This window comes from Streptomyces sp. NPDC045470, from assembly GCF_040646595.1.
Taxonomy (GTDB): domain Bacteria; phylum Actinomycetota; class Actinomycetes; order Streptomycetales; family Streptomycetaceae; genus Streptomyces.
In genome coordinates, this window is the sequence record NZ_JBEZAN010000026.1 from 42,745 (window position 1) to 66,108 (window position 23,364).

The following is a 23,364-nucleotide window of genomic DNA, read 5'->3' on the forward strand; positions in this document are numbered from 1 at the left end:
TCGCAAGCCGAAGCCGTGCCGTCGTACCGCGGCGGCGCGGGGCCGGCACGGCGCCTCGCCGAGCCGCGCGAGCGTAGCCGCCATTGCGCCGGCACGGAAGAGGCCGGATGATTCCTGGCACCTGATTCTGACACCCAGTCAGCCGTACGGCGGAGGTGGACGACGGATGACCGGCACGCAGCGGCGCGGGCGCCGCATCATGATGACGCCGCACGAACGGGACACCTTCCTGACGGAGCAGCGCACGTGCCGGGTGGCCACCGTGGGCGCGGACGGCACGCCGCACGTCGGTGCCCTCTGGTTCGCCTGGGACGGCACGGCCCTCTGGCTGTACTCGATCACCCGCAGCAAGCGCTGGGCCCAGCTGCGCGAGAACCCGCGGATCGCGGTGGTCGTCGACGACGGGCACGACTACGGGGAGCTGCGCGGGGTGGAGCTGACCGGTAGCGCGGCTTTCGTCGGCGAAGTACCGCGAACGGGTGATGCCTGCGCGGAACTGGACGTGCCGGAGCGGTTGTTCTCCGCCAAGTACTTCGGCGGACTCGGCCTGGAACGGATGCCGCACGACGGCCGGCACGCCTGGCTGCGGCTGGTCCCGGAAGCCGTCGTGTCCTGGGACTTCCGCAAGATGCCGGGGTGAGCGGACCGCGCCGGACGCCCGCCGCGCCCCGGTGCACCCTGGTACGGCGGCCCGGTCGCACTCCCACGCGGCGCCGCCCGATCGCGTTGTCGGTGGTCTCTGACACAGTGGTGTGGTCGGCCCGTTCCAGCAGGTCCGGGGCGGCACCGACGTGCGACGAACAGAACGAGGGAGACCTGGTGAACGTGCTCTTTCCGGCGTTGAGCGACGCGTCGCCGCAGCCCGCGCTGCGCTTCGGCGAGCGGGCGCTCAGTTACCGCCAGTTGGCCGCGGTCGCGGGCCGGCTCGCCGAGCGCCTCGACGGCGAGATCCGGGTGGCCGTCTGGGCCACGCCCACCCTGGAGACCGCGGTCGCGGTGGTGGCCGCGCTGCTCGCCGGGGTGCCCGCGGTGCCCGTCAACCCGAAGATCGGGGAGAGCGAACTGGCGCACATCGTGTCGGACAGCGGGCCGACGCTCGTCCTGGCCGAGCCGGACGCCGAGCTCCCCGGTGCGCTGGCCGCCCTGCCCCGCCTCGACGTCGTCCCCACCACCGACGACGAGGAGGTTCCGCCCCTCCCGTACGAGCCGGGCGCCGAGTCCGCCGCTCTCGTCGTCTACACCTCCGGCACGACGGGCCCGCCCAAGGGCGTCGTGCTCCCCCGCCGGGCGCTCGCGCACACGCTGGACGCGCTGGCGGAGGTGTGGCAGTGGACCGCCGACGACGTCCTCGTGCACGGTCTGCCGCTGTTCCACGTGCACGGCCTCGTGCTGGGCGTCCTCGGGCCGCTGCGGCGCGGCGGCAGCGTGCACCACCTGGGCCGGTTCAGCACCGAGGGCGTCGTCCGGGAGCTGACCGCTGACGGCACGATGCTGTTCGGCGTACCGACGATGTACCACCGCCTGGCCGTCGAAGCGGGCGAGAACCCCGCGCTCGCCAAGGCCCTGGGCCGGGCCCGCCTCCTGGTGTCCGGCTCGGCGGCACTGCCGCGCGCCGACCACGAGCGGCTCGCCGCGGCCGCCGGGTGCCGGGTCATCGAGCGGTACGGCATGACCGAGACGCTGATGAACACGAGCGTGCGGGCCGACGGCGAGCCCGCGCCCGGCAGCGTCGGCGTACCGCTGCCCGGTGTGTACGTCCGGCTCGTCGACGAGTCCGGCCGGGCCGTCGAGGCGAGCGACGGCGAGACGGTCGGCGAGATCCAGGTCCGCGGCCCCAACCTGTTCGTCGAGTACCTCAACCGCCCGGACGCCACGGCCGCGGCCTTCGACGGCGGCTGGTTCCGTACCGGCGACATGGCCACCCGCGACGCGGCGGGGAACTACCGCATCGTGGGCCGCAAGGCCACCGACCTCATCAAGAGCGGCGGCTACAAGATCGGCGCGGGCGAGATCGAGAACGCCCTGCTGGAGCACCCGGGCGTCGGCGAGGCCGCCGTGACGGGCGAGCCGGACGAGGACCTGGGCGAGCGCATCGTCGCCTGGATCGTGCCGGCGCCGGCGGCCGAGGGCGCCGCCGTACCGTCCGACACCGAGCTGATCGACCACGTGGCCCGGCAGCTTGCACCCCACAAGCGCCCGCGCGTGGTCCGTTTCCTCGAAGCCCTGCCCCGCAACGACATGGGCAAGGTACTGAAACGGGACCTCCGTGCGTAGCGAGGAGCCGGGGAGCGGTTCCGGCGACGCGGGTGGCGCTTCGGTCGGCAGCGGGGACACGCGGAGGCGGCCCGTACCCGCCGGTCCGTCGCCGCGCTGGTCCGCACGCGAGGCGATCGCCGTGGTGACGGCCGACTTCGCGGAGTTTCCCGCACCGGAGGCGGAGCCGCAGCCGGGCTCGGGTTCGGACTCGGGTTCGGGCGCCGGTGGCGCCGCCGGGACGTCGGACGGTCCGGCGGCAGTCGTGCCCTACGACGACGGGCCGCTCGACTGGGACGGTTACGGCTCCGCGCGGCAGCGGGCGCGGGAACGGACCGGTGAGAGCGAGTCCGTGGTCTGCGGCACCGCCCGAGTCGCCGGTGTGGAGACCGTCCTGGTCTCCTTCGAGTTCGGCTTCCTCGGCGGGTCCCTCGGGGAGCGTACGGGTGATCGGCTGGTGGCCGCCTGGGACCGCGCCCGCGAGCTGCGCCTGCCGGTCGTGACGCTGATCGCCACGGGCGGCAGCCGGATGCAGGAGGGTATGCGGGCCCTGACTCAGCTCCAGCGGGTGGCCGGCCGGTCCGCGCTGAACCGGGCGGCGGGCCTCCCCCAGATCGCCGTCCTCCGCGATCCGACGACCGGCGGCGGCTGGGCGACGCTCGGCGCGGGCGCGGACGTCGTGCTCGCGCTGCCGGGCGCGCAGGTCGGCTTCGCGGGCTCACGCGTGCGCCCGGCGGACGCCGACCCGTATGCGTACAGCGCCGAGGGCCAGGTGGCGGCCGGACAGGCCGACGCGGTCGTCCCGCCGGACGAAGTGCGCGCGGCCCTCGGCCGCTGGCTGCGGCTGCTGTCGCCAGGATGCGACGGGGCATCGGCGGCGGGTGCGGCGCCGGACGCGGCGCCGCACCTGACGGCGAACGTGACGCCGGGCGCCACGCCGGACACGACAGCGGACGTGACGGCGGGCACCGCGCCGGACGTGACGGCGGGCACGTCAGCGGACCAGGACGTGGCCGCCGGAGCAGCCCCGGCCGGAGCGGCCCCTACCGGACCAACCCCGACCGAGTCGGTTCCCGCCGGACCGGCCCCCGCCGCCACGGCCCCGGCCCAAGCGGCCCCCGCCGAAACGGCCCCCGCCACCGCAGACCCAGCCGGAGTCGCCCCCTCCGTAGCTTCCCCCACCACAGCGGCCGCCCCGCCCCCGTACGCACTCGGCACCGCCGGGCTCCCCGGGTCCGGATGGGAGGCGGTGCGTTCGGCCCGCGATGTGCGGCGCCCGCGTGCCGTGGCGTATCTGGAGGCGTACTTCGACTGGCGCGAGGAGATCAGCGGCGACCGCTGCGGCGGCACCGACCCGGGCATACGCTGCGGATTCGGCCGACGCGACGGGCGCACGATCGCGTTCGCCGCCCAGTGCGGCACGGCCGTGCGCCCTGCGGGATTCCGTACGGCCGCCCGGCTGATCCGGCTGGCGGACCGGCTCGGCATACCGGTGCTCACCCTCATCGACACCCCGGGCGCGGCCAACGACGCGGCTGCGGAGCGGGCCGGCGCGGGCGCCGCCATCGCGGACGTCTTCACCGCGCTGGCCTCGGTCCGTACGCCCGTCACCTCGCTGCTGATCGGGGAAGGCGGATCCGGCGGGGCGCTGGCGCTGGCCGCACCGGGCCGGCTGTGGGCGACGCCGGACAGCTACTTCTCCGTCATCGCCCCGGAAGCCGCCGCCGCCATCCTCAAGCGCGACGCGGACGCGGTACGCGGCACGGCCGACCAACTCCGGATACGTCCCCAGGACTTGCTTGACCTGGGATTGATCCAGGGTATCGTCCCGCCTCCCCCATCCCGGTGACGCGACGGCGGCCCTTGCATCGCCCTGCCCTCATGGAGGCCCCGGGGCGTCCGACCGCCGGATGCGGACTCGGCGGACGCGGGGGGGGTGTCGTCGGCGTCCTGGAGGTCGGCGACCTCGGCGTGCGCGGCCTCGATCGCCTCGGGGTACGCCTCTTTCTTCTCGTGTTCGGCGAGCGCGCGGTAGATGCTGGCGACGCCGGGTGTCTGGCCCTCGCGCTTGCCGGTGGGGATGATCAGGTCGGGCTGGATCTGCTCGACGGACTCGCCGTTAGCCCGGCGCCGCAGCACGGCGTGCGGCATGTCCTCGGTGATGACGGGTGGCCGGCCGCCGTGCGTGCCCTTGCGGGCCGCCGCGTCGAGCCCTTCGAGGGTCGACGCCGCTACCCCGCCTCTACCGGGCCGCTCCCGAACCTTCAGCGCCCTTCGATCTCCTCGCCCGCCGCGCGCAACGCGGCGACCGCGGCACGGATGGACGGCCTCCGGTCGGCGTCGGCACGCCAGATCGCGTAGACGTGCCGCCGCATCGTGTGGCGTACGGGCACCACGCGCACACCATCCGGCACCGGCCCCCGCCCCAGCCGGGGCGCCACCGCGACCCCCAGCCCGGCTCCGATCAGCGCCAGTTGGGTGTGGTGCTCCTCCACCATGTGCGCGATGCGCGGCTCGATCCCCTGGCCGCGCAGGGTGAACATCAGCCAGTCGTGGCAGAACTCGCCCTGCGGCCAGGAGACCCACTCGTCATCGGCCAGCTCCGCCAGTTCGACCGAGTCGCGGTGCGCCAGCGGGTGGTCGGCCGGCATGGCGACATCGGCCGGGTCGTTCAGGATCGGCACCTTCGCCAGGCCTTCGGGCAGCGAGAGCGGCCGATTGTGCCAGTCCAGCACGACACCCAGGTCGATGTCGCCGCGCACCACGCACCGCACCGAGGCTTCCGGCTCCATCTCCCGCAGCAACGGGCGGAGTTGGGGGTGCGCGGTACGGAGCCCGGCCAGCGCGGCGGGAAACAGTCCACGTGCCGCGGTGGGGAAGGCGCCGAGCCGCAGCTCACCGACGGCCTGACCGCGGTGCGCCTCCAGCTCCGCCTGGGCCAGCTCGACCTGCGAGAGGATCCGTACGGCATGGTCGGCCAGCAGTCGGCCGGCGTCGGTCAGCCGCACGCCGCGGCCGTTCTTGGCCAGGAGCTGCTGGCCCGTCTCCCGCTCCAGCTTGGCGAGCTGCTGGGAGACGGCGGAGGTGGTCACATGCAGCCCGTCCGCCGCCGCACTCACCGAGCCGTGCCGGGCCACCGCACTCAGCGTCCGCAAGCGATCAAGGTTCAACATCTAAGCAATGCTAAGCGATACACCCCACGAAAACTCGCTTGTGCTACAAGATCACCGAGCCTCATCGTAGCCCCATGAGCACCGCCGCCGCCCGTTCCGGAGCCCACCCAGCCGAGACGAACCCCACCGCTCCCGGACCCACCGGAACGCCCCCACCCTCACTCCCGCCCCGCTCCACCACCTCAGGTCACTCCGCCGCGCCCCGGGGTGGGGCACGCCGCACCCTCGACTGGCGCCTGCGGTTCGGCATCCTGAGCCTGGTCTGGGGATTCAGCTTCCTGTTCATCAAGGTCGGCACACAGGGGTACGCACCTCTGCACGTCACCTTCGGCCGACTGGCGTTCGGTTCGGCGGTGCTCGTCGCCGTACTGGTCGCCAAGCGGGAGCGGCTGCCCCGCTCCGCGCGGACGTGGGGTCATCTGACGGTCGCCGCCTTCTTCCTCAACGCCCTCCCCTTCTCCCTCTTCGCCTACGCCGAGTTGACCATCCCCTCCACCCTGGCGGGCATCTGCAACGCCAGCTCCCCGCTGTGGGGTATGGCTCTCTCCCTGGTCGCCCTCTCCGAGGACCGGCCCACCCGCCGTCGCGTCGCGGGGCTCGGCCTCGGTTTCCTGGGCGTACTGACCGTGCTCGGTGCCTGGCAGGGGTTCTCCGGAACGGATCCGACGGGCACCGCGATGGCTCTGGGAGCATCGCTGAGCTACCCCATCGGCTGGATCTACGTCCGGCGCACCCTGGCCGGCACCAAGGTCTCCAACGTCGCGCTCTCCGGCACCCAGATGCTCCTCGCCACGGCCCAGGCCGGCCTGGTGGCCGCGCTCTTCACCTCGGCCCCGGCCGCCTACCCTGTCGTCCCCCTCCTCGCCGTCGTCGCGCTCGGCGCCCTGGGCACCGGGGTCGCCTTCCTGCTGCAGTACGGGCTGGTGGCGGAGGTGGGACCCACCACCGCTCAGATGGTCACCTACTTCGTCCCCGTAATCGCCACCGCGGCCGGCGTCGCCCTGCTCGGCGAGCAGCTCAGCTGGAACACTCCCGTCGGCGCGCTGATCATTCTGGCAGGTGCCGCGCTGACCCGGAGCCGCACCCGCCGCACCACTTAGCGAGGGCCCGACCCGGCGGCGTGTTCGGTCATCTCGGCCGTCAGCGCCCACCGTTCGTGGTCGCGCCACGCGCCGTCCACGTACTGGAAGCGCGGGGAGCAGCCCTCCAGCCGGAAGCCCAGCCGCTCGACGAGCCGGGCGGAGGGGGCGTTGCCGGGCTGGATGTTGGCTTCCAGCCGGTGCAGGCCCAGCTCGGTGAAGGCGTACCGGATGACGAGGCGGACCCCCTCGGTCATATAGCCGTGCCCGGTGGTGGACGCGTAGGCGACGTAACCGAGGGCTCCGCTCTGGATGCCGCCCCGCACGATGTTGTTGATGTTGACGCCGCCGACGATCGCACCGCTCTCCCGGAGGCACACCACGAAGCCCTCATGGGCCGGCTGGTCGAACTTGGCGACGTACGCGCGGAACGCCTCCTCCGTGGTGTCCCGCGCGGGGACCCACGGGTGGTGCAGCGCGGCGCTCTCGCGGTCGAGGACCGCGATCTCCGCACGGTCCTGGACGGAGATCCGCCGGACAGCCACCCGCGGACCACAAACAAGGAAGCTCTGATCAGGCATCGTGCGATCGTAACCAGCACCGTTCCCCCTCATACAGCCAGTCGGCCAGTCAGCCGATCGGCGCAGCAACCAGTCGCCCAGTCAGTCAGCCGGCAAGTCAGTCAGCCGGCCCGCGGGCACCTGCCAGGATGCGGTGTCCCGCCGGCCGGCCCTCGTGGCTCCCCTCGGCCGCGGCACCCACGCTCCCGCGCCCGCTTCAGTCGTAACGGCGCGCCTCCTTCCGTTCGACGGCGGAAGCGACGACGTCCGCCAGGCTCAGCAGTTCCTCCTCCGTGAGGCCCGCGATGGTGACGCGTATGCCGGGCGGTGAGTCCATACGGAAGCGCGCCCCGGGCGCGACGGCCCAGCCCGCGTGCAACAGCCGGGCGACCACGCCGGTTTCGTCGGGCACCGGGATCCATACGTTCATCCCACTGCGCCCCCGCGCCCGGATGCCGCGGGCCGCCAAGGCGTCGATCAACGTGGTCCGGCGTCGGCCGTACGCGTCCGCGACGGCCTTCGGGTCGACCGCTCCCGTACGCCACAGGTGCACCACCGCGTCCTGCAAGAGGTGGCTCACCCAGCCGGGCCCGATCCGCTGGCGCCCGCGCACCCGGTCCACCGTCACGGCATCCCCGGTCAGCACGGCGAGCCGCAGGTCGGGGCCGTACGCCTTGGCCGTGGAGCGGACCAGCGCCCAGTGGTCCGTGGCGCCTGCGAGCGGATGCAGCGGGAGGTCGACGATGTCGTGGCCGTGATCGTCCTCCACCAGCAGCACGTCCCGATGGTCCGCCAGCACCTCGCGCAACTCCCGGGACCGGGCGGCACTGAGCACGGCACCCGTCGGATTCTGCGCCCGGTCCGTGACGACCAGGGCCCTGGCGCCGTCGCGCACCGCCCGGCCGACCTGCTCGGGCAGCGGCCCTTCGTCGTCCACCGCGACCGGAACGGCCCGCAGCCCGAGGCCGGGGATCAGGTCCAGCAGGCTCCCCCAGCCCGGGTCCTCGACCGCGACCGTGTCACCAGGACGCAGATGCACACCGAGCACCCGCTCCATCGCGTCCAGCGCCCCGGAGGTGACGGCGATCGACCCGCCCGGCACCCCGTCCGCCTCGAAGGCGGCGCGGGCCATCCGCTCCAGCTCCGTGCCGACGGCGGGGGCCCCGTACAGCGTGGGGCGCTCCGCACTGCGGGCGGCGGCCGCGGCCAGTGCCTGCCCGAGAGCGGGCAGCAGCGCGGGGTCGGGATTCCCGGCGGCCGCGTCGCGCACACCGGGCGGCACGGGCCCCAGCGCCGCCTCGCGGACCGTACTGACCGGCCGCGGGCGCACCCGGCTGCCGCGGCGGCCCGCGGTCTCGATCACTCCGCGGTCCCGCAGTGTCCGGTACGCGGACGCCACCGTGTTGGGATTGACCTCCAGATAGACAGCCAACTCCCGCATGGGGGGCAGGACTTCACCCGGTTGGAGCTCGCCCGCACCGACGGCTCGCTCGACACTGGCGGCAATTTCCGATGCGCGCCGCCCTTCGATCCGATACTCTCCTAGCACAAAACACATTATGCACTAGTGCAATGGAGTCCGCAATGCCCCAGGCGCCCAAGGAGCTGTCCTTCACCCGGACGGAGCGCACCGTGCCGACCCGTGCCCGCGAGCGCGCCACCTACGACCACGAGACCGTGCACGCCATCCTCGACGCCGGCTACCTGTGCCACCTCGGTTTCGTCCGCGACGGCGCCCCCGTCGTCCTGCCCACGCTCTACGGCCGGGTCGGCCAGCGCCTCTACCTGCACGGCTCGACCGGTTCCCGTCCGCTCCGCATGGCCGGCGAGACGGCCGGTCCCGGCCTGCCCGTGTGCGTCACCGTCACCCACGTGGACGGCCTGGTGCTGGCCAAGTCCGCCTTCCACCACTCGATCAACTACCGCAGCGTCGTCGTGCACGGCATCGCCCACCAGGTCACCGACCACGACGAGAAGACCGCCGCGCTCGACGCACTGGTCGACCAGGTCGTGCCCGGCCGGGCCGCCGACTCCCGGCCGGCCAACGCCAAGGAGCTGGCCGCCACCGCCGTCATCCGCCTCGACCTGGACGAGGTCTCCGCCAAGATCCGCACCGGCGGCCCCAACGACGAGCCCGCCGACCTGCCACTCCCCCACTGGAGCGGCGTTCTGCCGGTCGCCCCCCGGTACGGGGCCCCCGTCCCGGCCGACGACCTCGACCCGGGCATCCCCGAGCCCGCCTACCTCTCGGCCCGCTGAAGGAGGAGCGCATGCTGATCCACCCCTGGGACGCGCCCACCGACGACGCCGAGTGGCAGGACTGGCTGGCCGGCCACGACTTCGGCCAGCTCGCCGTCAACGGACCGCCCGGCTCCCCGCCCCTCGTCCAGCCCCTGCACTTCGCCTACGACCCGGCCCGCCGCGAGGCCGTCACCCACCTGGCCCGCCCCAACCCGATATGGCGGGCGCTGGAGACCGCCCCGGCCGTCCTGCTCAGTGTCGTGGACGACTACGTGTTCATACCGGGGCCGTGGCAGGCCGCCGAGGAGGACCCGCCGGAGCACGGCGTCCCCACCAGCTTCTACGCCGCCGTCCAGCTCACCTGCACGGCGCACGTCGTCGACGACCCGCAGGAGAAGGCCGCGCTGCTGGCTCGGCAGCTGGGGCACTTCCAGCCCGAGGGCGGCTCGGCGCCGGTCACCGCGGACGGCCCGCCGTACGGACGCCAGTTGCCCGGCATCCGGGGGCTACGGCTGGAAGTCACGGACGTACGGGCCAAGTTCAAGTACGCGGGCAAACGGAGCGAGACCGTGCAGCGGCGCATCACGGAGCGCCTGGCCGAACGGGCCGCGCCCCGTGACGCCCAGGCCCGCACCCACCAGCTACGGCGGCTGGCGGCCGACCGTAGCTGACAGTCCGGCGGCCCACCACGGCTGACGTCCTGTGCCCGACACCTGGCCGGGTGTCCGGGGGCGGGCGGCGGCGGGCGACCGATGGCGGAGGCCGTGGGCCGGGCCGCCCCGAGCCGGCCCGGCCCATCTGAGCCGATCAGCGCACCATCGCCGTCCCCGCCCTGCCCGTACGGGCCGCCACCGCTCCCCGCGCCTCGGCCGCGGCCAGTCCCGCGACGGCCGCGAGCAGCACGCACGTACCGACGGCCGTGCCCGCCGTCAGTTCCTCACCCAGGAAGAGCACCGCGATCCCCGCCGCGGACACCGGTTCGACCAGCGAGATCACCGACGCCGTGGCCGCCCGCACGGCCGCCAGGCCCGCGAAGTACAGGCCGTAGCCGAGGGCCGTCGGTACGGCGGCGATGTAGCCCATGAGCCAGAGGCTGCGGCCCAGTTCGTGCGCCTGCGGCCACAGTCCTTCGGCCGCGGCGAACGGCAGCAGGCATCCTGCTCCGACGGCGAAGGCGCTGATCGTGGAACCGTACGGATCGGCGGCGTCACCGGCCTGCCCCAGACGGCGGGCCGTCAGCGTCAGCACGGCGCAGCCCGCGGCGGACAGCAGCGCCAGGGCAACCCCGGAGGGCCGTACCGTACCGGAAGCGCCTCCTGCGAGAACCAGTACGGCCAGTCCGGACAGCGCGCCCAGGACCGCCAGGACCCCTCCGGCACCGAGCCGTTCGCCCATGGTCAGCCGCGCGCCGAGCGCGATGAGGACGGGCCCTGCTCCCATGGTCACCACGGTGCCGACGGCCAGTCCCGTGCTCTCCACCGCCGCGAAGTACGCGGCCTGGAAGACCGCCAGCGCGATCCCGGTGGCGGCCGTCCGTACGAGGCGGCGCCGCAGCGGCTCCTTCGGACGCACGACGGAATCCGGCACGCGCACCACCCGGCGGCGCAGGACCGCCCGTACGGCCGACAGCAGGAGAAGGCCACCGACGGTGCGCCAGAAAGTGAGGGCGAGAGGGCCGAGGCCGCTACTGCCGTAGAGGAGGGAGGCGGCCGCGCCCGCTGTGCCCCAGGCGGTCGCGGCGACGGTCACGTACAACAGGCCCCGGCCCACGGGCAGGGCAGGGGAAGAGACACCATGCATGGCTGTGCTTCTCCGGGAGGTCCGGGACGGCGCCGAGCGCCGTGGAATGGTCGCGTGGTCCCGTGTACGGGCAGCGGCGACCGGCCCGGGGCGGGGCACGTCCTTCGGGTCGCGCCGGGCCCGGGGCGGGTTCTCGCTCGGAGACCGCCGCCCGCGCTACGCGGCGGGAGGGGGCAGCACAGTCCTTCGCATGATCGGCACCTTAGGAGGTGCGCCGGCCGGCCGACAAGCCCCGGCCGCCTCCGAAGCCCGAGGTGCCGCCCTCGACGGCCGCATCCGCGTCGGCCCCACCCGGTGCTTCCCCGCCGGATGGGGTCTCGCCCGACGCGATCCGGCATGGTGCGTCCCCACTCGTCGGGGCTCCGCCCGCCCGTACAGGCGCCGCGCCTCCCCCGCCCCTCGCGTCCGTCCGACCCGCCTTCGGGGTCGCCGACTGCGCGACGAACGCACCGGCCAGGACGACCAGTCCACCCACCACCTGCGGCGCGGTGAGGTGCTCGCCGAGCAGCACCCACGCCAGTACGGTCGCGATCACCGCCTCCAGACACGCCACCACCCCCGCCACCTGCGGGGACAGCCTGCGCACCGACAGGACACCGGTGACGTACGCCAGCACGGTGGCCACCAGCACGATCCACACGAGCAGCAGTGCGGCGGGCACCCGGGCCCCGTCCAGATAGGCGCTGCCGCCGAGCACCGGCCAGTCCATCTCCCAGGGGCGCGCGACCACGGTCAGCACGGCCGCGCCGATCAGCAGCCCGTACGCGATCACGCCCAGCGGGTCCGCCGCGTCCGCACCGTCGCTCCCGTGATCGGAGAGTACGAAGTAACCGACCTGGCAGCAGGCGGCGCCGAGCGCCAGCGCGAGTCCGACCGGGTCGAGACGGAGACCGGACCACACCTCCACCACACAGGCCAGCCCGCCGACCGCCAGGACGACACCGACCGCCGCGGCCCGCGTGACCGGCTTCCGCTGGACGAAGCGCACCCAGCCGAGCACCAGCGCGGGTGCGAGGTACTCGATGAGCAGCGCGACCCCCACCGGGATGCGCGAGAGCGCCGCGAAGTAGCACGCCTGGACACCGGCGACGGCGAGCAGACCGAAGCCCAGGAGGAGGGCGGGGCGGCGCAGCGCCAGCCGCCGGTGGCGCCAGGCGACGGGCAGCATGACGAGGGCGGCGCCCGCGACCCGCAGCCAGGTGACGTGCAGGGGGTCGAGGCCGGCCGTGATCAGGGGTTTGGCGGCCACACCCGAACCGCCGAAGGCGAACGCGGAGATCAGCGCCAGAGTGAGCCCGGCGCCCCGGCTCCGGCCGGTCGGGCCGCCGCGGTCCGGACGTTCCGCGCCCCGGGCCCCCCTCGGCCCTCCCGGAGTCCGCGAAGCCCCCGGCTCCCCTGCCTTCCCCGGCTTTCCCTGGTTCCCGCCGGCCCCCAGGGCCGCTCCACTCCCCGTAGACGCGCGCATCGGCACATCATGACAGGAGCCGTCAGCAGCGTCACCCCCGTTACGCCTGTCATTCCTGGCCGGAGCGCTCCCCGTCCAGCCGGGCAGCCAGCCGTTCCGTGTCGACCGAGGCCCGGCGCAGCACCTCGACCGCACGCGACTCCGGGTCGTCCACGAGGGCCGCGAGCAGGTCGAGGCAGGCGGCATGGGTCGCGTACCGGGCGTGCGCGCGGTCGAGTGCGCCGTCCAGGGCGGCGGCCGCGGCGGGCGACCAGCCCGGTACGGCTCCGTCGGTCACCATCGGCACCGCGCCGGAATCCTCGACGGTGCCGTGCCACTGGAGGCCGTACCCGATGCTGCGCTGGACGAGATAACCGAGCAGCCGGGCGACCTGCGCCCCGCCGTCGAACGCCGCCCGCACCGACGGGTCCGACTCCAGAAGTCCGTGCAGCAGGTGGGCCGTGTCCACCTGCCGGTCACCGTCCCGCGTGGCACGCCTGCGGGCAGCGGAGACCACCGACGCGAGCTCCACGGTGAGCCGCGTTTCGAGGTCCTCGCGGGGCGAGCTCCCTCCACTGTTGTACGCAGTACGGTTTTGCACAGTCCCCACCCCACCAGCCGCTGGCGCCCGGAACATCCCCGGCGGGAAGCATTTGCGCATCCGCCCACGGTTGGGCACGCCTTTCCGGAATCTCATCCTTGCGAAGGAGAGACGACGCGCTACCCCCGAGACCGAGTGGGACGCACACCACCACCGCAAACCGCCGGGCGAACACCGGTCCTACCCCACTCCGGCCCCCGCACCCGCCCCCCGTAACCCCGCCCGGACGCAAAAGGGGCCGTGCCCCGGTCCCCCGGTCACGGCCCCTGCCGAACTCACCCGTCATCGTCGCGCCTCAACTCCACGCGTGCGACGGCGAGCGCCTCACTCGTCCTCGGCGAGGATCAGGTACAGCTCCTTGCGGGCCTTGTTGACCACCGAGATGGCCTTCTCCCGCTGCTCGGGTGTGCCGGTGGCCCACACCTGCCGGAACGCCTCGACCAGGCCGCCACCCGCCTTGCGGATCTCGTTCATGGCTTCCCAGTCGACGCCTCGGCCGGCCTCCTCCCAGGGAGCGTCGGCGACGTTCTCCACCTCCGCGCGTCCGGCCTCGGTCAGCGAGAAGAGCTTCTTGCCGCCCTCGCTCGCGCTGCTGATCAGCCCCTCGTCCTCCAGGAGCTGGAGGGTGGGGTACACCGAGCCGGGGCTCGGCTTCCAGGCTCCGCCACTGCGCTCGGCGATCTCCTGGATCATCTCGTAACCGTGCATCGGCCGGTCCTTCAGCAGGGCCAGGATCGAGGCGCGTACGTCACCGCGCCGCGCCCGGCCACGCGGCCCGCCGCGGCCCCGACCACCGAACGACGGCCCACCGAAAGGCGGCCCGAACGGCCCGAACGCAGCTCGCCGCTCCTCGAACCGCCCCTCGTAGTCTCCGCGGCCACCGCGCCGGCCGTGTCCGTGGTGCTCGTGCCCATGGGAACGCATAAGGCGCTCCTTCCTTCTCGTGGTTGCATCTTTGACCAATCGCGACATCACTTTGATCGTTCGCGATGCTTCAACGATATATCGGAACTGTTCGGATGGCAACGCCCGAGCTCAGCGAGTCTCTGACCTGCGTCAGTGGGTGTTGATCGATTGTCGGCGAAGGGCGATCAATTGACCTCTGTGCCAATTAGGGATGACTGCCTGCGGGGTTTGTGACAGTGGAGGACGACCGCAGACGGCGACGATCATTCTGCTCGACGGGTCTGTAGTGTGCGGCGATGACACGAAGCGAGCGGCTCGCGGAGCAGTTGGACTGGCACTGGCGCAAGAACCTGCGGCCACGGCTGGACGGTCTTACCGACGAGGAGTACTTCTGGGAGCCGGTGCGCGGCTGCTGGAGCATCCGCCCACGTGGCACGTCGGCCGTGCCGATGTCGGAAGGCTCGGGGGAAGGGACGACGGACTCCGCGTCCCCTGTCCCGGTGCCAGCGCCGATGACCACGATTGCCTGGCGGCTGGCGCACATCATCGTCTCGTGCCTGGGCTATCGGGTCGGCTGGTACTTCGGCGGTCAGGACGTCGACTCCCAGACATTCACCTACGCGGGGACCGCTGACGAGGCGCTGAAACAGCTCGATGAGATGTATGGGAGATGGAACACGGGGGTCCGCAAGCTCTCGGACGCCGACCTGGACGATCCGCCCACGGTGGGTCCCGAGCGGTTTCCCATGGAGAACAGGGTCCTGCACGTCAACAGGGAGCTGATCCATCACGGCGCCGGGATTTCCCTGTTGCGCGACCTCTACCGCCGGCAGGACAAAGCCGTACCGCACCGGACCACACCGACAGGTGCCCCCACCACGTCCCCCGCGTGCCTGTACACCGAATGATCAACCTGTGGTGGAACCAACTAGCGTTGATCATCCTTCGGTGGCAATCGATCAGCGATCACTGGCACAGGTCAGTCTCGTACAAGCCGTCACCCGATCGAAAGGTTCGACGGCGACCCGAGTCGTTCAGACTTGCTTGTCAGCGAACCTGGTCGCTCTTCGGCCCGGTGCCGTTGTTCCTGGTCGGAGTTCCGTCCGGGGCGAAGGAGTGGTGGAAGGTGAAGGCGTGCGGCGCGGGGCCGTGGTCGTGGAGGTATTCCAGCCTGGAAACCCCGTCCTGCCAGGTGGGTACCGCGCCTTCGGAGACCCACCAGAACACGTGATTCGGGTGTCCTGTCCTCTCGAACCAGTCGTAGCGCCTGTTCAGCGCCGCACGGTGCAGACCGGTGTAGATGGCGTCGAAGGCGGAGCGCAGGTCGGTCCAGAGCGAGAGGGTCGCGGACAGGGCGGTGGTTTCCACCGTACGGCCCTTGCCGTACCAGGTCGGTACGGCGAACTCTCCCCACGCGCCCCAGTCCGCCCCGAAGAGCATGCCCCGGTCACTGCCCGCCGGCTCGGCACGCGCGAGGTATCCGGGGTGCTGACTGATCTTCTGGTAGACGGCCGCACCCAGGTCGTAGAACTCGTGCGTGAGAGGTGCGGGATCGGCGAGAGGGGACTTCAGGACGCCGAAGGTGTACAGAGCAAGATGGGGCATGCTTCTCTCCCTGGTGGAGGGCGGCCGGCGTGGACCCGGATCGGTGGCTTACGCATCGGGCGGGGATGCGTACAGGCGTGCCGACTCGTCCCGTCACGGGTGGCTCAGCCTGGAGGAACTCCGGTGCGACCGTGGGCGATCGCCGAGGACCAGGTGAAGGTAGCTGCCTCCGCGGGCTCTGTCGAAGTTGCGTTTTCCCTGCTCAAGTGGCCTTCGCGCGGGGCCTTGCGGGGGGGAATTGCTCGACCACGGCCCTCGGGCCGGCGTCAGCCCTCCCGTGACGCTCGTGACCTGCTGTCCTTACGCAGGAGCCGGTGAACCAGAAGGAACATGAGAGAGAAGTAGGCCGTGCCGGCGCCTGTCCATGTCAGGGTCCAGGCGTTCGGCTGCTCTTCTGTCAGGGCCAGTGCGAAAGCGGTCAGTTCCAGCAGGAAGAAGGCGACGAAGGCCCAACGTGACCGGCGGAGATGCCTGGCCGTCCGCTCGGAAAGGGGACAGCGCGTACGCCACTGCATCCGTCTCCGCGTCCGCATCCGTACGACCTCCCGGATTGCCGCAGGTGTCACAGCACCGTGACCGGCCCCGCGCGTCCCCGGTCCCCGTCAGGCACCGGGAAGCGCCGCTCCGCCGGCGACCCACGGGTCAGGGCTTCGCCGCCAAGTAACCCGCGAGAGCGCTACGGCTGCGCTGGAGGTCGCCGATGCGTTCGTCGGTGTCCGCGAGTACCCGGTTCAGGATGGCCCGAACGTCCACGCACATCTCGATCTCCGGCTGCTCGCCCCGGGCGCACGGCAGCACCGCGCGGATCACCTCGGTGGTCAGTCCCGCGTCCAGAAGAGCGCGGACCTGACGCACGGTGAGCTCCGTGCCGTCGTCGTAGCAGCGGTAGCCGTTCGGGCCGCGCTCTGTGGTCAGCAGGCCCTGCGCCTCGTAATACCGCAGCAGCCGCGTGCTGACCCCGGTCCGCCGGGACAATTCCCCGATCAGCATGTGCCCCGCCCCACTGCCCCGCCCCTTCGCGATTGACCTTCTCACTGGTGTGAAGCCTTAACCTCCCCCACGGAACGAACATTCCGCGCCCGCCGTCCATGATCCGGACTACGGGCCGCTGCCGCCGTCCCTGTTCCCGTACGAGGTGGAGTGAAGCCATGCCCTCTTTTGTTGTTCAACGTGGCGGCCGGGCGGCGACGGCCGGGGACTTGACGCCGCTCGCCTTCGCGGGCTACGCCCACTTCACCGCCATGCAGGTGCGCGGGGGCCGGGTCCGGGGCCTCGACCTCCACCTGGAGCGGCTGCGGACCGCCTCGGAGAAGATGTTCGGCCGGGCGATTGCCGACGACCGGATACGGGATTTTCTGAGGGCGGCGCTGGAGGCGGGGCCGGCCGACCTGTCGCTGACGGCCACCGTGTACTCGCCGGCGGGCGAATTCACCGTGGCGGGGGCCGAGGTGGAGCCCGAGGTGCTGGTCCGTACGGGCCCGGCCGCGACCGGGCCGCAAGGGCCGTTGTCGCTGGCCGTGGTCGAGCACGAGAGGACCCTCCCGGCCGTGAAGCACGTGGGCGAGGTGGGCAAGACGTACTTCCTCCGGGAGGCCGTGGGGCAGGGTTTCGACGACGCCGCCTTCGTCGACCGCCGCGGCCGGCTCAGCGAGGCGTCCATCTGGAACCTCGCCTTCTGGGACGGCTCTGCGGTGGTGTGGCCCGAGGCCGGGATGCTGGGCGGCACCACGATGGGCATCGTCCGGCGGCAGTTGGACGGGCTCGGTGTCCCCCAGCGGGTCCAGGAGGTCACTGTCGCCGACCTGCCCGCGCTGGCCGGCGGGGTGGTCATGAACTCGTGGACGCCGGGCGTGGCCGTACACCGGATCGGCCCGGTTCCCTTGCCGGACGCCCCCGGCTTCCTGGCGCTTCTGCGCCGCGCGTACGAGGCCGAGCCGCTCGTCGCGCCTTGAACCGGGGAGAAGACACGCAAGGGAGGGGGACGGGGGCGAGTGATCGCATTCCGGTCACCAGGGCCCTGGGCTCCTCCCTACTGGCTCCCCCCACCTCACCTACGTATGCGTCCACTTGTACCGCTGGGGTGGCAGCGCGGGCGAAAATCGGTCCACTTACATCCGATTGGCCTTGGTCGCGCGAGAGGTGGACTTCTAAGCTCCAGGCCATGAGGATTCGTATCGTTGACGCCTTCACCGACCGCCCCTTCGGCGGCAACCCCGCCGGCGTCGTCCTGTTCGACGCCGGCGGCTTTCCCGACGACGCCTGGCTCCAGCGGGTCGCCGCCGAGGTCAACCTCTCCGAGACCGCCTTCGCCCACCCGCTGCCCGCGGGCGGTGCCGCCGACTGGGCGCTGCGCTGGCTCACCCCGGCCGCCGAGGTGAACATGTGCGGTCACGCCACCTTGGCCACCGCACACGTCCTGCACACCACCGGGACCGCCACCGGCACGGTCCGCTTCACCACCCGCAGCGGGGTGCTGACCACGACGGCCGACGACAGCGGCGCGGTCACCATGGACTTCCCGACGGCCCCGCTGAGGGCGGTCGAGGTGCCGCCGGCCGTCGCCGCATCGCTGGGTGTGGAGATCCGCGGTGCGTACGACACCGGCGAGAATCTCGGCGACCTCCTCGTCGAACTGGCCGACGAGAAGGCCGTACGGGCCCTGGAGCCGGACCTGCGGACCCTCGCCTCGCCCGGCGGCCGCGGAGTGATCGCCACCGCGGCGGCCGAAGCTTCCGACAGCGGTTACGACTTCGTCAGCCGCTGCTTCTTCCCGGCCGTGGGCATCGACGAGGACCCGGTGACGGGCAGCGCGCACACCGCGCTGGCGCCGTTCTGGTCGGCCAGGCTGGGCCGCGACGAACTCACCGGCCTCCAGGGCCCCGCCCGCCGCACCGGTCTCGTACGGACCGCACTGCGCGACGACCGTACGCTGCTCACCGGCTCGGCCGTCACCGTCATCGACGGCGAACTGCTCACCGCGCCCTGAACCGGGTCACGGGCGGGCCCGGCCGCGGCATCCGGGCGGGCCCGGCCGTACATCCGGACATCCGGGCGGGTCCCGCCCCCGCCATCCCTCCCACCTCGCCCGTCACACCGTAGGCAGCCACCCCACCTTGCCCGCCAGCAGCGCGTATCCGAGGAACGCCACGATGTCGATCAACGCGTGCGCGGCGACCAGCGGGCCGACGCGCCCCCAGCGCCGGTACAGCAGGACGAAGATCACGCCCATGACCATGTTCCCGACGAACCCGCCGATGCCCTGGTAGAGGTGGTACGAGCCGCGCAGCAGCGCACTCGCCACCAACGCGGCCACCGGGGTCCACCGCAGCTGCCCCAGCCGCCGCAGCAGATAGCCGACGACGATGACCTCCTCGACGACGGCGTTCTGCACCGCCGACGCGATCAGCACCGGGAACTTCCACCACACGTCGGGCAGCCCCTCCGGCACCACCGTCAGGTTGAAGCCGGCCGCCCGCGCACCGAGGTACAGCAGCAGACCGCTGCCTCCGATGACCGCCGCCACGCCGACGCCGCGGCTCATGTCGAATCCGGGCCTGCGCCCGTCGAGGCCCACCGCCCGGAGGCCGCCGACCCGCTCCCTGATCAGCAGATGCGCCACCAGCGCGACGGGGACGAGCGCGGTGGCGATACCGAACAGCTGCCAGGCGAGGTCGAGCCACGGGCGTCCCGGCGCGTGCGAGGAGTTCAGCATCGCGGCCTGGTCCTTGAGGCCGCCGGGTCTGGTCAGCGCCCCGATGAAGCTGATGAGCGCGGAGACGCCGCTGGCGCCGAGCGAGAGCGCCAGGACCAGCACCGTCTCGCCGCGCAGGATCCGTAGCGAGAGCCCGCCGCCCAGTCCCCTGTCCGGACGCCCGCTCAGTTCCCCGTCCTGTCCCCCGCCCGGCCCGCCGTCCCCGCCGTCGTCCCGCCCATCGCCCGGGCCCGGCCGCTTCCGGCCAGGGGATTCCGCACCGGTCACGGGACTCGCGTCCGACTGCACAGCTGCCTCCAGATCCGTACCGCGTAAGACGTCACGACGAAGACGTCACACCCAGAACGTCATAGCTTGCCCGACGCCGGCCCCGGCAAGCCGCCCGGCCCGCCCGGAGCACGTCGGCAGCGGCCCCCTGCCTCCACAGCACGAGTAGGGCGTCGGGCCCGCCGGAAAGGCACACGGCCGTCGCGGACCGCAGCACGATTCCGGGCAGGCCCGACGCCATGATGGTCGCCGCGGGTCACCGCCCTGGCAACGTCGAGGCCGAATGCCCCCGCCCGCTCACCCCCGCCCCGCCGCCACCGGCGCGGCGGTCCACTCGACGGGCCAGGCGTGCACCGGCTCCCCCGAATGCATCAGTTCGCTGTAGCGCTGGGTCATCGCCGCCAGCGCCGCGCCCCGGTCGAGGCCGCGGCCCAGCGCGTGGTGGTACGCGGCGGCCTGCCAGGACGCTCCGTTGACGCGGCGCCGGCAGCGCGCTTCGATCACGCCGAGGTAGTGGTCGCGGTCGACGGGCTCGACGCCCCAGGCGTCCAGGCCGGCCGCGGCCATGGGCAGCAGTTCCTGGCGTACCAGGCGTACGGCGGAGACTTCGCCGAGGCCGCCGGAACGGCCGGGGCGGGGCCACTTCAGTACGGCGTCGATGCCGCGGCGGCACGCGGTGTCGAAGTTCTCGGCGGCCGCGGCGAACGGCATACGGCCCCACACCGGCCGCGGCTCCTCGGCCAGCGTCCGCACCAGTCCGTAATAGAAGGCCGTGTTGGCGATGACGTCGGTGACGGTGGGGCCCGCGGGCAGGACGCGGTTCTCGACCCTGAGGTGCGGGACGCCGTCCGCGACGCCGTACACCGGGCGGTTCCAGCGGTAGACGGTGCCGTTGTGCAGCACCAGTTCCGCCAGGCTCGGGATGCCGCCTTCGTCCAGGACGGCGAGGGGGTCCTCGTCCGCGTGGATGGGCAGCAGGGGCGGGAAGAACCGCAGGTTCTCCTCGAACAGGTCGTACGGGGCGTCGATCCAGCGTTCCCCGAACCAGGTACGCGGACGCACACCCTGGGCCCGCAACTCGGGTGGCCGGACGTCGGTGGCCTGCTGGAAGACCGGCGGGCGCGATTCGCGCCACAGTTCGCGGCCGAAGACGAACGGCGAGTTGGCGCCGACCGCGACCTGGACGGCAGCGATGGCCTGAGCCGCGTTCCAGACGGCGGGGAAGCGGTTCGGGGTGACCTGGAGGTGCAGTTGCACCGAGGTGCACGCGGCCTCGGGCGCGATGGAGGCCGAGGAGGAGACCAGCCGCTCGACGCCCTCCAGGTCGATCTCGAAGTCCTCGCCGCGCGCGGCCCGCATCTGGTCGTTGAGCAGGACGTACCGGTCGATCTCCGAGAGGTTGGAGGCGACCAGGTCCTCGGCGGCCAGGGTCGGCAGAATGCCGATCATCACGATACGGGCGGCCACCTCGGCGGCCTTGCGGTCGGCATAGGCCAGGCCCGTACGCAGTTCCTCGGCGAGCTGGTCGAGGACGCGTCCGGAGAGCCGGTGCGGAAGGATATTTACTTCAAGGTTGCACTGGGCCAGTTCGGTCTGGAAATCGCGGCTCGCGATGCGCTCCAGGACCTGTGAGTTCATCATGCGCGGCATACCGTCGGGACCGGCGAGATTCAATTCGATCTCCAGCCCCATCAGGTTCTTTGGACGGTCGAACCGCTTGTCGTTCAGCAGCCTCTGCAATCCCGTCAGGCACTCGTGCAGCTTTCTCCGATAGCGTTGCCGGTCGGTGAGACCGGTGCCGCCCGCCGCAACCTTCTCCCCCATCGGAGCGTCCCTCCTCATGTCGACGGGCCCGGCCCGGCAGGCCGTCCGGGGCTTTCCGGCAAGCGCCCGGCGGGCCGGGCTCCCCGGCGGGCCGGGCGATCGCGCTACGGTCGATGATGCCCGGCAATCCGATCGATAACGCCTCGGACGTGCGCCGGAACCGGTAGGCTCCGGGAGACGGACGGGCTGGCACATTCCGAGGGCATACCGTCGGGTCCGGAGACCGTCTCAGGGTGTCGCGGTAAATGCCGTCGGCATCCGTTGAATGACCGTCCGGATCCGGCCTACCGTGTTCACGACGGAATAGCAGGCCGCGGCGCCGGGCACCGCACAAAGGCACCGAAAAGGCCGTTCGGAGGGGTCTGGATTCCGCCTTGTCGGCAATCCGCGGAACGGCTAGCCGAAACACTTGGTGAACACACGTCGTATAAACTTCGCTGACGAGGCAGAGAGTTGGCGCCCAGCGTTGCGGTGTTCCACCGGGGCTGCGGCAAAGCGGCTGACCCCGCCGGGCCGACATCCCCGGTCGGCCAAGTACTGGCGCTCTGACCCCGCACGCTGACGACGCCGTCCGCACCATGCCCAGCACCACCGTGTCTCCCAAGTGAGAGGCGACCCACCATGCCGCTGCATGTCCCCCCTGCCCCCGCGCCTGCCCTCCGCAGCGTCCTCGCCGCCCTCGGTTCCCCCACCGCCGTGCGCGAGGCCCGTACCCCCGCCCTTCGTGCCCACCAGGGCCCGCTGAGCCCTGAACTCCCCCTTCCCGTATACGTGTTGGACGATGTCAGCCACCCTGCCGGGCCGCCCCGTACCCGGCTCACCGGCTGGCGTTTCCTGATCCGCAGCGGCGAACGGTCGGTGGCGACCGCGGAAGCCATGCTCACGGCCGACGGCTGGACCTTCTCGCATTTCTGTGAGGGCCCCTACGTCACGTCGACCGAACGGGCACTGCGTCAGGCGGAGTCCGTACCGACCCCGTACCAGCCGCGGCTGCTGTCCGTGCCGGAGCTGTACATGCTCACTTTGTGGCTGCATCACGACGTCTCGGCGGACGGCTCCGAGGGGGTGCCCGCCCCGGGCGACGTCCTCGTCCCCTTGGCGCCGGCCCCGCCGGGCATCGCCGCCCACCGGCCGCACCGGGTGGCGGACCTGCTGCCCCGGCTGACCCTGCGCCTCGCACCGGTGCCCCTGCTGGGGTCGCCGGCCTGAGACCCGGCAGGGGGTCCGCCACGGCGACCGGCCGAGGTCGTACGACACAACCGCGCACCGGAGCACACCGCCTCACAGGAACGCGCCCCGCGCCCTTCACGGACGCGGGGCGCTCCGCTGCGCTCACCCGCGCGGAGTACGCTGCCGCCCAGCTCCCAACGCCCCGTGACGGGGACGCACTTGAAATGAACCGACCGCACGGGTGATGCGTCATTATCTAGTGAGTGCCGCTGCAGCCAAATCCCTGCGGAATCCGGCCCGTGGGGCAACACTGGTATCGACCTACTGAAACGGGGGAGCGGCCATGAGCATCTCGTCGAGCCGCAGGACGAAACAGACCACATCGCAGCGAAAGACATCATCCATGTGCCAGCACCAACCGCCGTGCCCGACCGCAGACTCCGCCGACCGGGAGGCCGCCCATCTCGTGGCGCACCACCCGGAGCAGGGCTGGAGCCTGCTGTGCAACGGTGTCCTCCTGTTCGAGGACACCGGTGAACTGCTGCCGGACGGCCAGGTCATCGCGCCGCACCGGGTTCTGGGCACGCCGCACGTGGCCACCGCCGCCTGATCACCTCAGCGCACGGAACCACGCGAAACCGCACAGCACGGCACAGCACGGACCGACTGCCGGCTGACAAGAGAGCACAACGGACAACAGGGCCCCCGGCGTCGACGCCGAGGGCCCTT

The 23,364-nt window shown here is 72.3% G+C and carries 22 protein-coding genes; 11 read left to right on the forward strand and 11 right to left on the reverse strand.

Annotated elements, in window-relative coordinates; genetic code table 11:
- Window positions 1-166: 166 nt before the first annotated feature.
- The 3 genes from AB0A97_RS37750 (at window position 167) to AB0A97_RS37760 (ending at window position 4,102) form a co-directional block, all read left to right on the forward strand.
- Window positions 167-640, forward strand: coding sequence for a pyridoxamine 5'-phosphate oxidase family protein (locus AB0A97_RS37750; RefSeq protein WP_361159352.1), 474 nt, complete (start codon window positions 167-169; stop codon window positions 638-640).
- A 179-nt stretch (window positions 641-819) separates the two neighbouring features.
- A complete protein-coding gene (locus AB0A97_RS37755) occupies window positions 820-2,274 on the forward strand; it encodes an acyl-CoA synthetase (protein ID WP_361159355.1) in 1,455 nt (484 codons plus the stop codon).
- A 115-nt stretch (window positions 2,275-2,389) separates the two neighbouring features.
- Window positions 2,390-4,102 (forward strand): carboxyl transferase domain-containing protein, encoded by a 1,713-nt coding sequence (locus AB0A97_RS37760; protein WP_361159423.1) that lies wholly within the window; start codon window positions 2,390-2,392, stop codon window positions 4,100-4,102.
- A gap of 415 nt (window positions 4,103-4,517) precedes the next feature.
- On the opposite strand, the gene AB0A97_RS37765 is transcribed toward AB0A97_RS37760, so the two are convergent.
- The gene (locus tag AB0A97_RS37765; protein ID WP_361159358.1) at window positions 4,518-5,426 is read right to left on the reverse strand and encodes a LysR family transcriptional regulator; all 909 of its coding nucleotides are present in this window, start codon (window positions 5,424-5,426) and stop codon (window positions 4,518-4,520) included.
- 74 nt (window positions 5,427-5,500) lie between these two features.
- On the opposite strand from AB0A97_RS37765, the gene AB0A97_RS37770 reads away from it, so the two are divergent.
- The gene (locus tag AB0A97_RS37770; RefSeq protein WP_361159361.1) at window positions 5,501-6,526 is read left to right on the forward strand and encodes a DMT family transporter; all 1,026 of its coding nucleotides are present in this window, start codon (window positions 5,501-5,503) and stop codon (window positions 6,524-6,526) included.
- Here the strand turns inward: AB0A97_RS37770 and AB0A97_RS37775 are convergent.
- Together AB0A97_RS37775 and AB0A97_RS37780 are read right to left on the reverse strand one after the other, a co-directional pair.
- The gene (locus tag AB0A97_RS37775) at window positions 6,523-7,086 is read right to left on the reverse strand and encodes a GNAT family N-acetyltransferase (RefSeq protein WP_361159364.1); all 564 of its coding nucleotides are present in this window, start codon (window positions 7,084-7,086) and stop codon (window positions 6,523-6,525) included. The genes AB0A97_RS37770 and AB0A97_RS37775 overlap by 4 nt on opposite strands.
- A 196-nt stretch (window positions 7,087-7,282) precedes the next feature.
- Complete coding sequence (locus AB0A97_RS37780) at window positions 7,283-8,614, reverse strand: aminotransferase class I/II-fold pyridoxal phosphate-dependent enzyme (RefSeq protein WP_361159367.1); 1,332 nt, start codon at window positions 8,612-8,614, stop codon at window positions 7,283-7,285.
- A gap of 35 nt (window positions 8,615-8,649) precedes the next feature.
- Between AB0A97_RS37780 and AB0A97_RS37785 the strand changes: the two genes are divergently transcribed.
- Together AB0A97_RS37785 and AB0A97_RS37790 are read left to right on the forward strand one after the other, a co-directional pair.
- On the forward strand, window positions 8,650-9,324 hold the full coding sequence (locus AB0A97_RS37785) for a pyridoxamine 5'-phosphate oxidase family protein (protein ID WP_361159370.1): 675 nt from the start codon (window positions 8,650-8,652) through the stop codon (window positions 9,322-9,324).
- Between the two features lie 11 nt (window positions 9,325-9,335).
- Entirely contained in the window at window positions 9,336-9,977 is a 642-nt protein-coding gene (locus AB0A97_RS37790) for an FMN-binding negative transcriptional regulator (protein ID WP_361159373.1), read from the forward strand.
- A gap of 136 nt (window positions 9,978-10,113) precedes the next feature.
- Here the strand turns inward: AB0A97_RS37790 and AB0A97_RS37795 are convergent, their stop codons facing one another.
- The 4 genes from AB0A97_RS37795 to AB0A97_RS37810 form a co-directional block, all read right to left on the reverse strand.
- Window positions 10,114-11,106 (reverse strand): DMT family transporter, encoded by a 993-nt coding sequence (locus tag AB0A97_RS37795; protein ID WP_361159376.1) that lies wholly within the window; start codon window positions 11,104-11,106, stop codon window positions 10,114-10,116.
- Between the two features lie 202 nt (window positions 11,107-11,308).
- Window positions 11,309-12,394 carry an EamA family transporter gene (locus tag AB0A97_RS37800; RefSeq protein WP_361159426.1) on the reverse strand — a complete coding sequence of 362 codons (1,086 nt, stop codon included), beginning with the start codon at window positions 12,392-12,394 and terminating at the stop codon, window positions 11,309-11,311.
- A gap of 226 nt (window positions 12,395-12,620) precedes the next feature.
- The gene (locus AB0A97_RS37805; protein WP_361159379.1) at window positions 12,621-13,151 is read right to left on the reverse strand and encodes a Clp protease N-terminal domain-containing protein; all 531 of its coding nucleotides are present in this window, start codon (window positions 13,149-13,151) and stop codon (window positions 12,621-12,623) included.
- A 324-nt stretch (window positions 13,152-13,475) separates the two neighbouring features.
- Window positions 13,476-14,075 (reverse strand): PadR family transcriptional regulator, encoded by a 600-nt coding sequence (locus tag AB0A97_RS37810; RefSeq protein ID WP_361159382.1) that lies wholly within the window; start codon window positions 14,073-14,075, stop codon window positions 13,476-13,478.
- Between the two features lie 278 nt (window positions 14,076-14,353).
- Here AB0A97_RS37810 and AB0A97_RS37815 point away from each other — a divergent pair, with 278 nt between their 5' ends.
- Window positions 14,354-14,965 (forward strand): DinB family protein, encoded by a 612-nt coding sequence (locus tag AB0A97_RS37815; RefSeq protein ID WP_361159384.1) that lies wholly within the window; start codon window positions 14,354-14,356, stop codon window positions 14,963-14,965.
- A 139-nt stretch (window positions 14,966-15,104) separates the two neighbouring features.
- Here AB0A97_RS37815 and AB0A97_RS37820 read toward each other — a convergent pair whose 3' ends face one another.
- On the reverse strand, window positions 15,105-15,662 hold the full coding sequence (locus AB0A97_RS37820) for a DUF3291 domain-containing protein (protein WP_361159387.1): 558 nt from the start codon (window positions 15,660-15,662) through the stop codon (window positions 15,105-15,107).
- 642 nt (window positions 15,663-16,304) lie between these two features.
- Complete coding sequence (locus AB0A97_RS37825; RefSeq protein WP_361159389.1) at window positions 16,305-16,652, reverse strand: MerR family transcriptional regulator; 348 nt, start codon at window positions 16,650-16,652, stop codon at window positions 16,305-16,307.
- Window positions 16,653-16,810: 158 nt separating this feature from the next.
- Between AB0A97_RS37825 and AB0A97_RS37830 the strand changes: the two genes are divergently transcribed.
- Window positions 16,811-17,614, forward strand: a complete 804-nt coding sequence (locus AB0A97_RS37830; RefSeq protein ID WP_361159392.1) for an aminotransferase class IV family protein — start codon at window positions 16,811-16,813, stop codon at window positions 17,612-17,614.
- Window positions 17,615-17,823: 209 nt separating this feature from the next.
- Window positions 17,824-18,648: a PhzF family phenazine biosynthesis protein gene (locus AB0A97_RS37835; protein ID WP_361159395.1), complete on the forward strand. Its 825-nt coding sequence runs from the start codon at window positions 17,824-17,826 to the stop codon at window positions 18,646-18,648.
- Between the two features lie 102 nt (window positions 18,649-18,750).
- On the opposite strand, the gene AB0A97_RS37840 is transcribed toward AB0A97_RS37835, so the two are convergent.
- Both AB0A97_RS37840 and AB0A97_RS37845 read right to left on the reverse strand, forming a co-directional pair.
- A complete protein-coding gene (locus AB0A97_RS37840; RefSeq protein WP_361159429.1) occupies window positions 18,751-19,542 on the reverse strand; it encodes a type II CAAX endopeptidase family protein in 792 nt (263 codons plus the stop codon).
- Between the two features lie 396 nt (window positions 19,543-19,938).
- Complete coding sequence (locus AB0A97_RS37845) at window positions 19,939-21,465, reverse strand: glutamate--cysteine ligase (RefSeq protein WP_361159397.1); 1,527 nt, start codon at window positions 21,463-21,465, stop codon at window positions 19,939-19,941.
- A 621-nt stretch (window positions 21,466-22,086) separates the two neighbouring features.
- On the opposite strand from AB0A97_RS37845, the gene AB0A97_RS37850 reads away from it, so the two are divergent.
- Window positions 22,087-22,674, forward strand: a complete 588-nt coding sequence (locus AB0A97_RS37850) for a hypothetical protein (RefSeq protein ID WP_361159400.1) — start codon at window positions 22,087-22,089, stop codon at window positions 22,672-22,674.
- Window positions 22,675-23,038: 364 nt separating this feature from the next.
- Window positions 23,039-23,245 carry a DUF5999 family protein gene (locus AB0A97_RS37855; RefSeq protein WP_030019934.1) on the forward strand — a complete coding sequence of 69 codons (207 nt, stop codon included), beginning with the start codon at window positions 23,039-23,041 and terminating at the stop codon, window positions 23,243-23,245.
- Window positions 23,246-23,364: the final 119 nt, after the last annotated feature.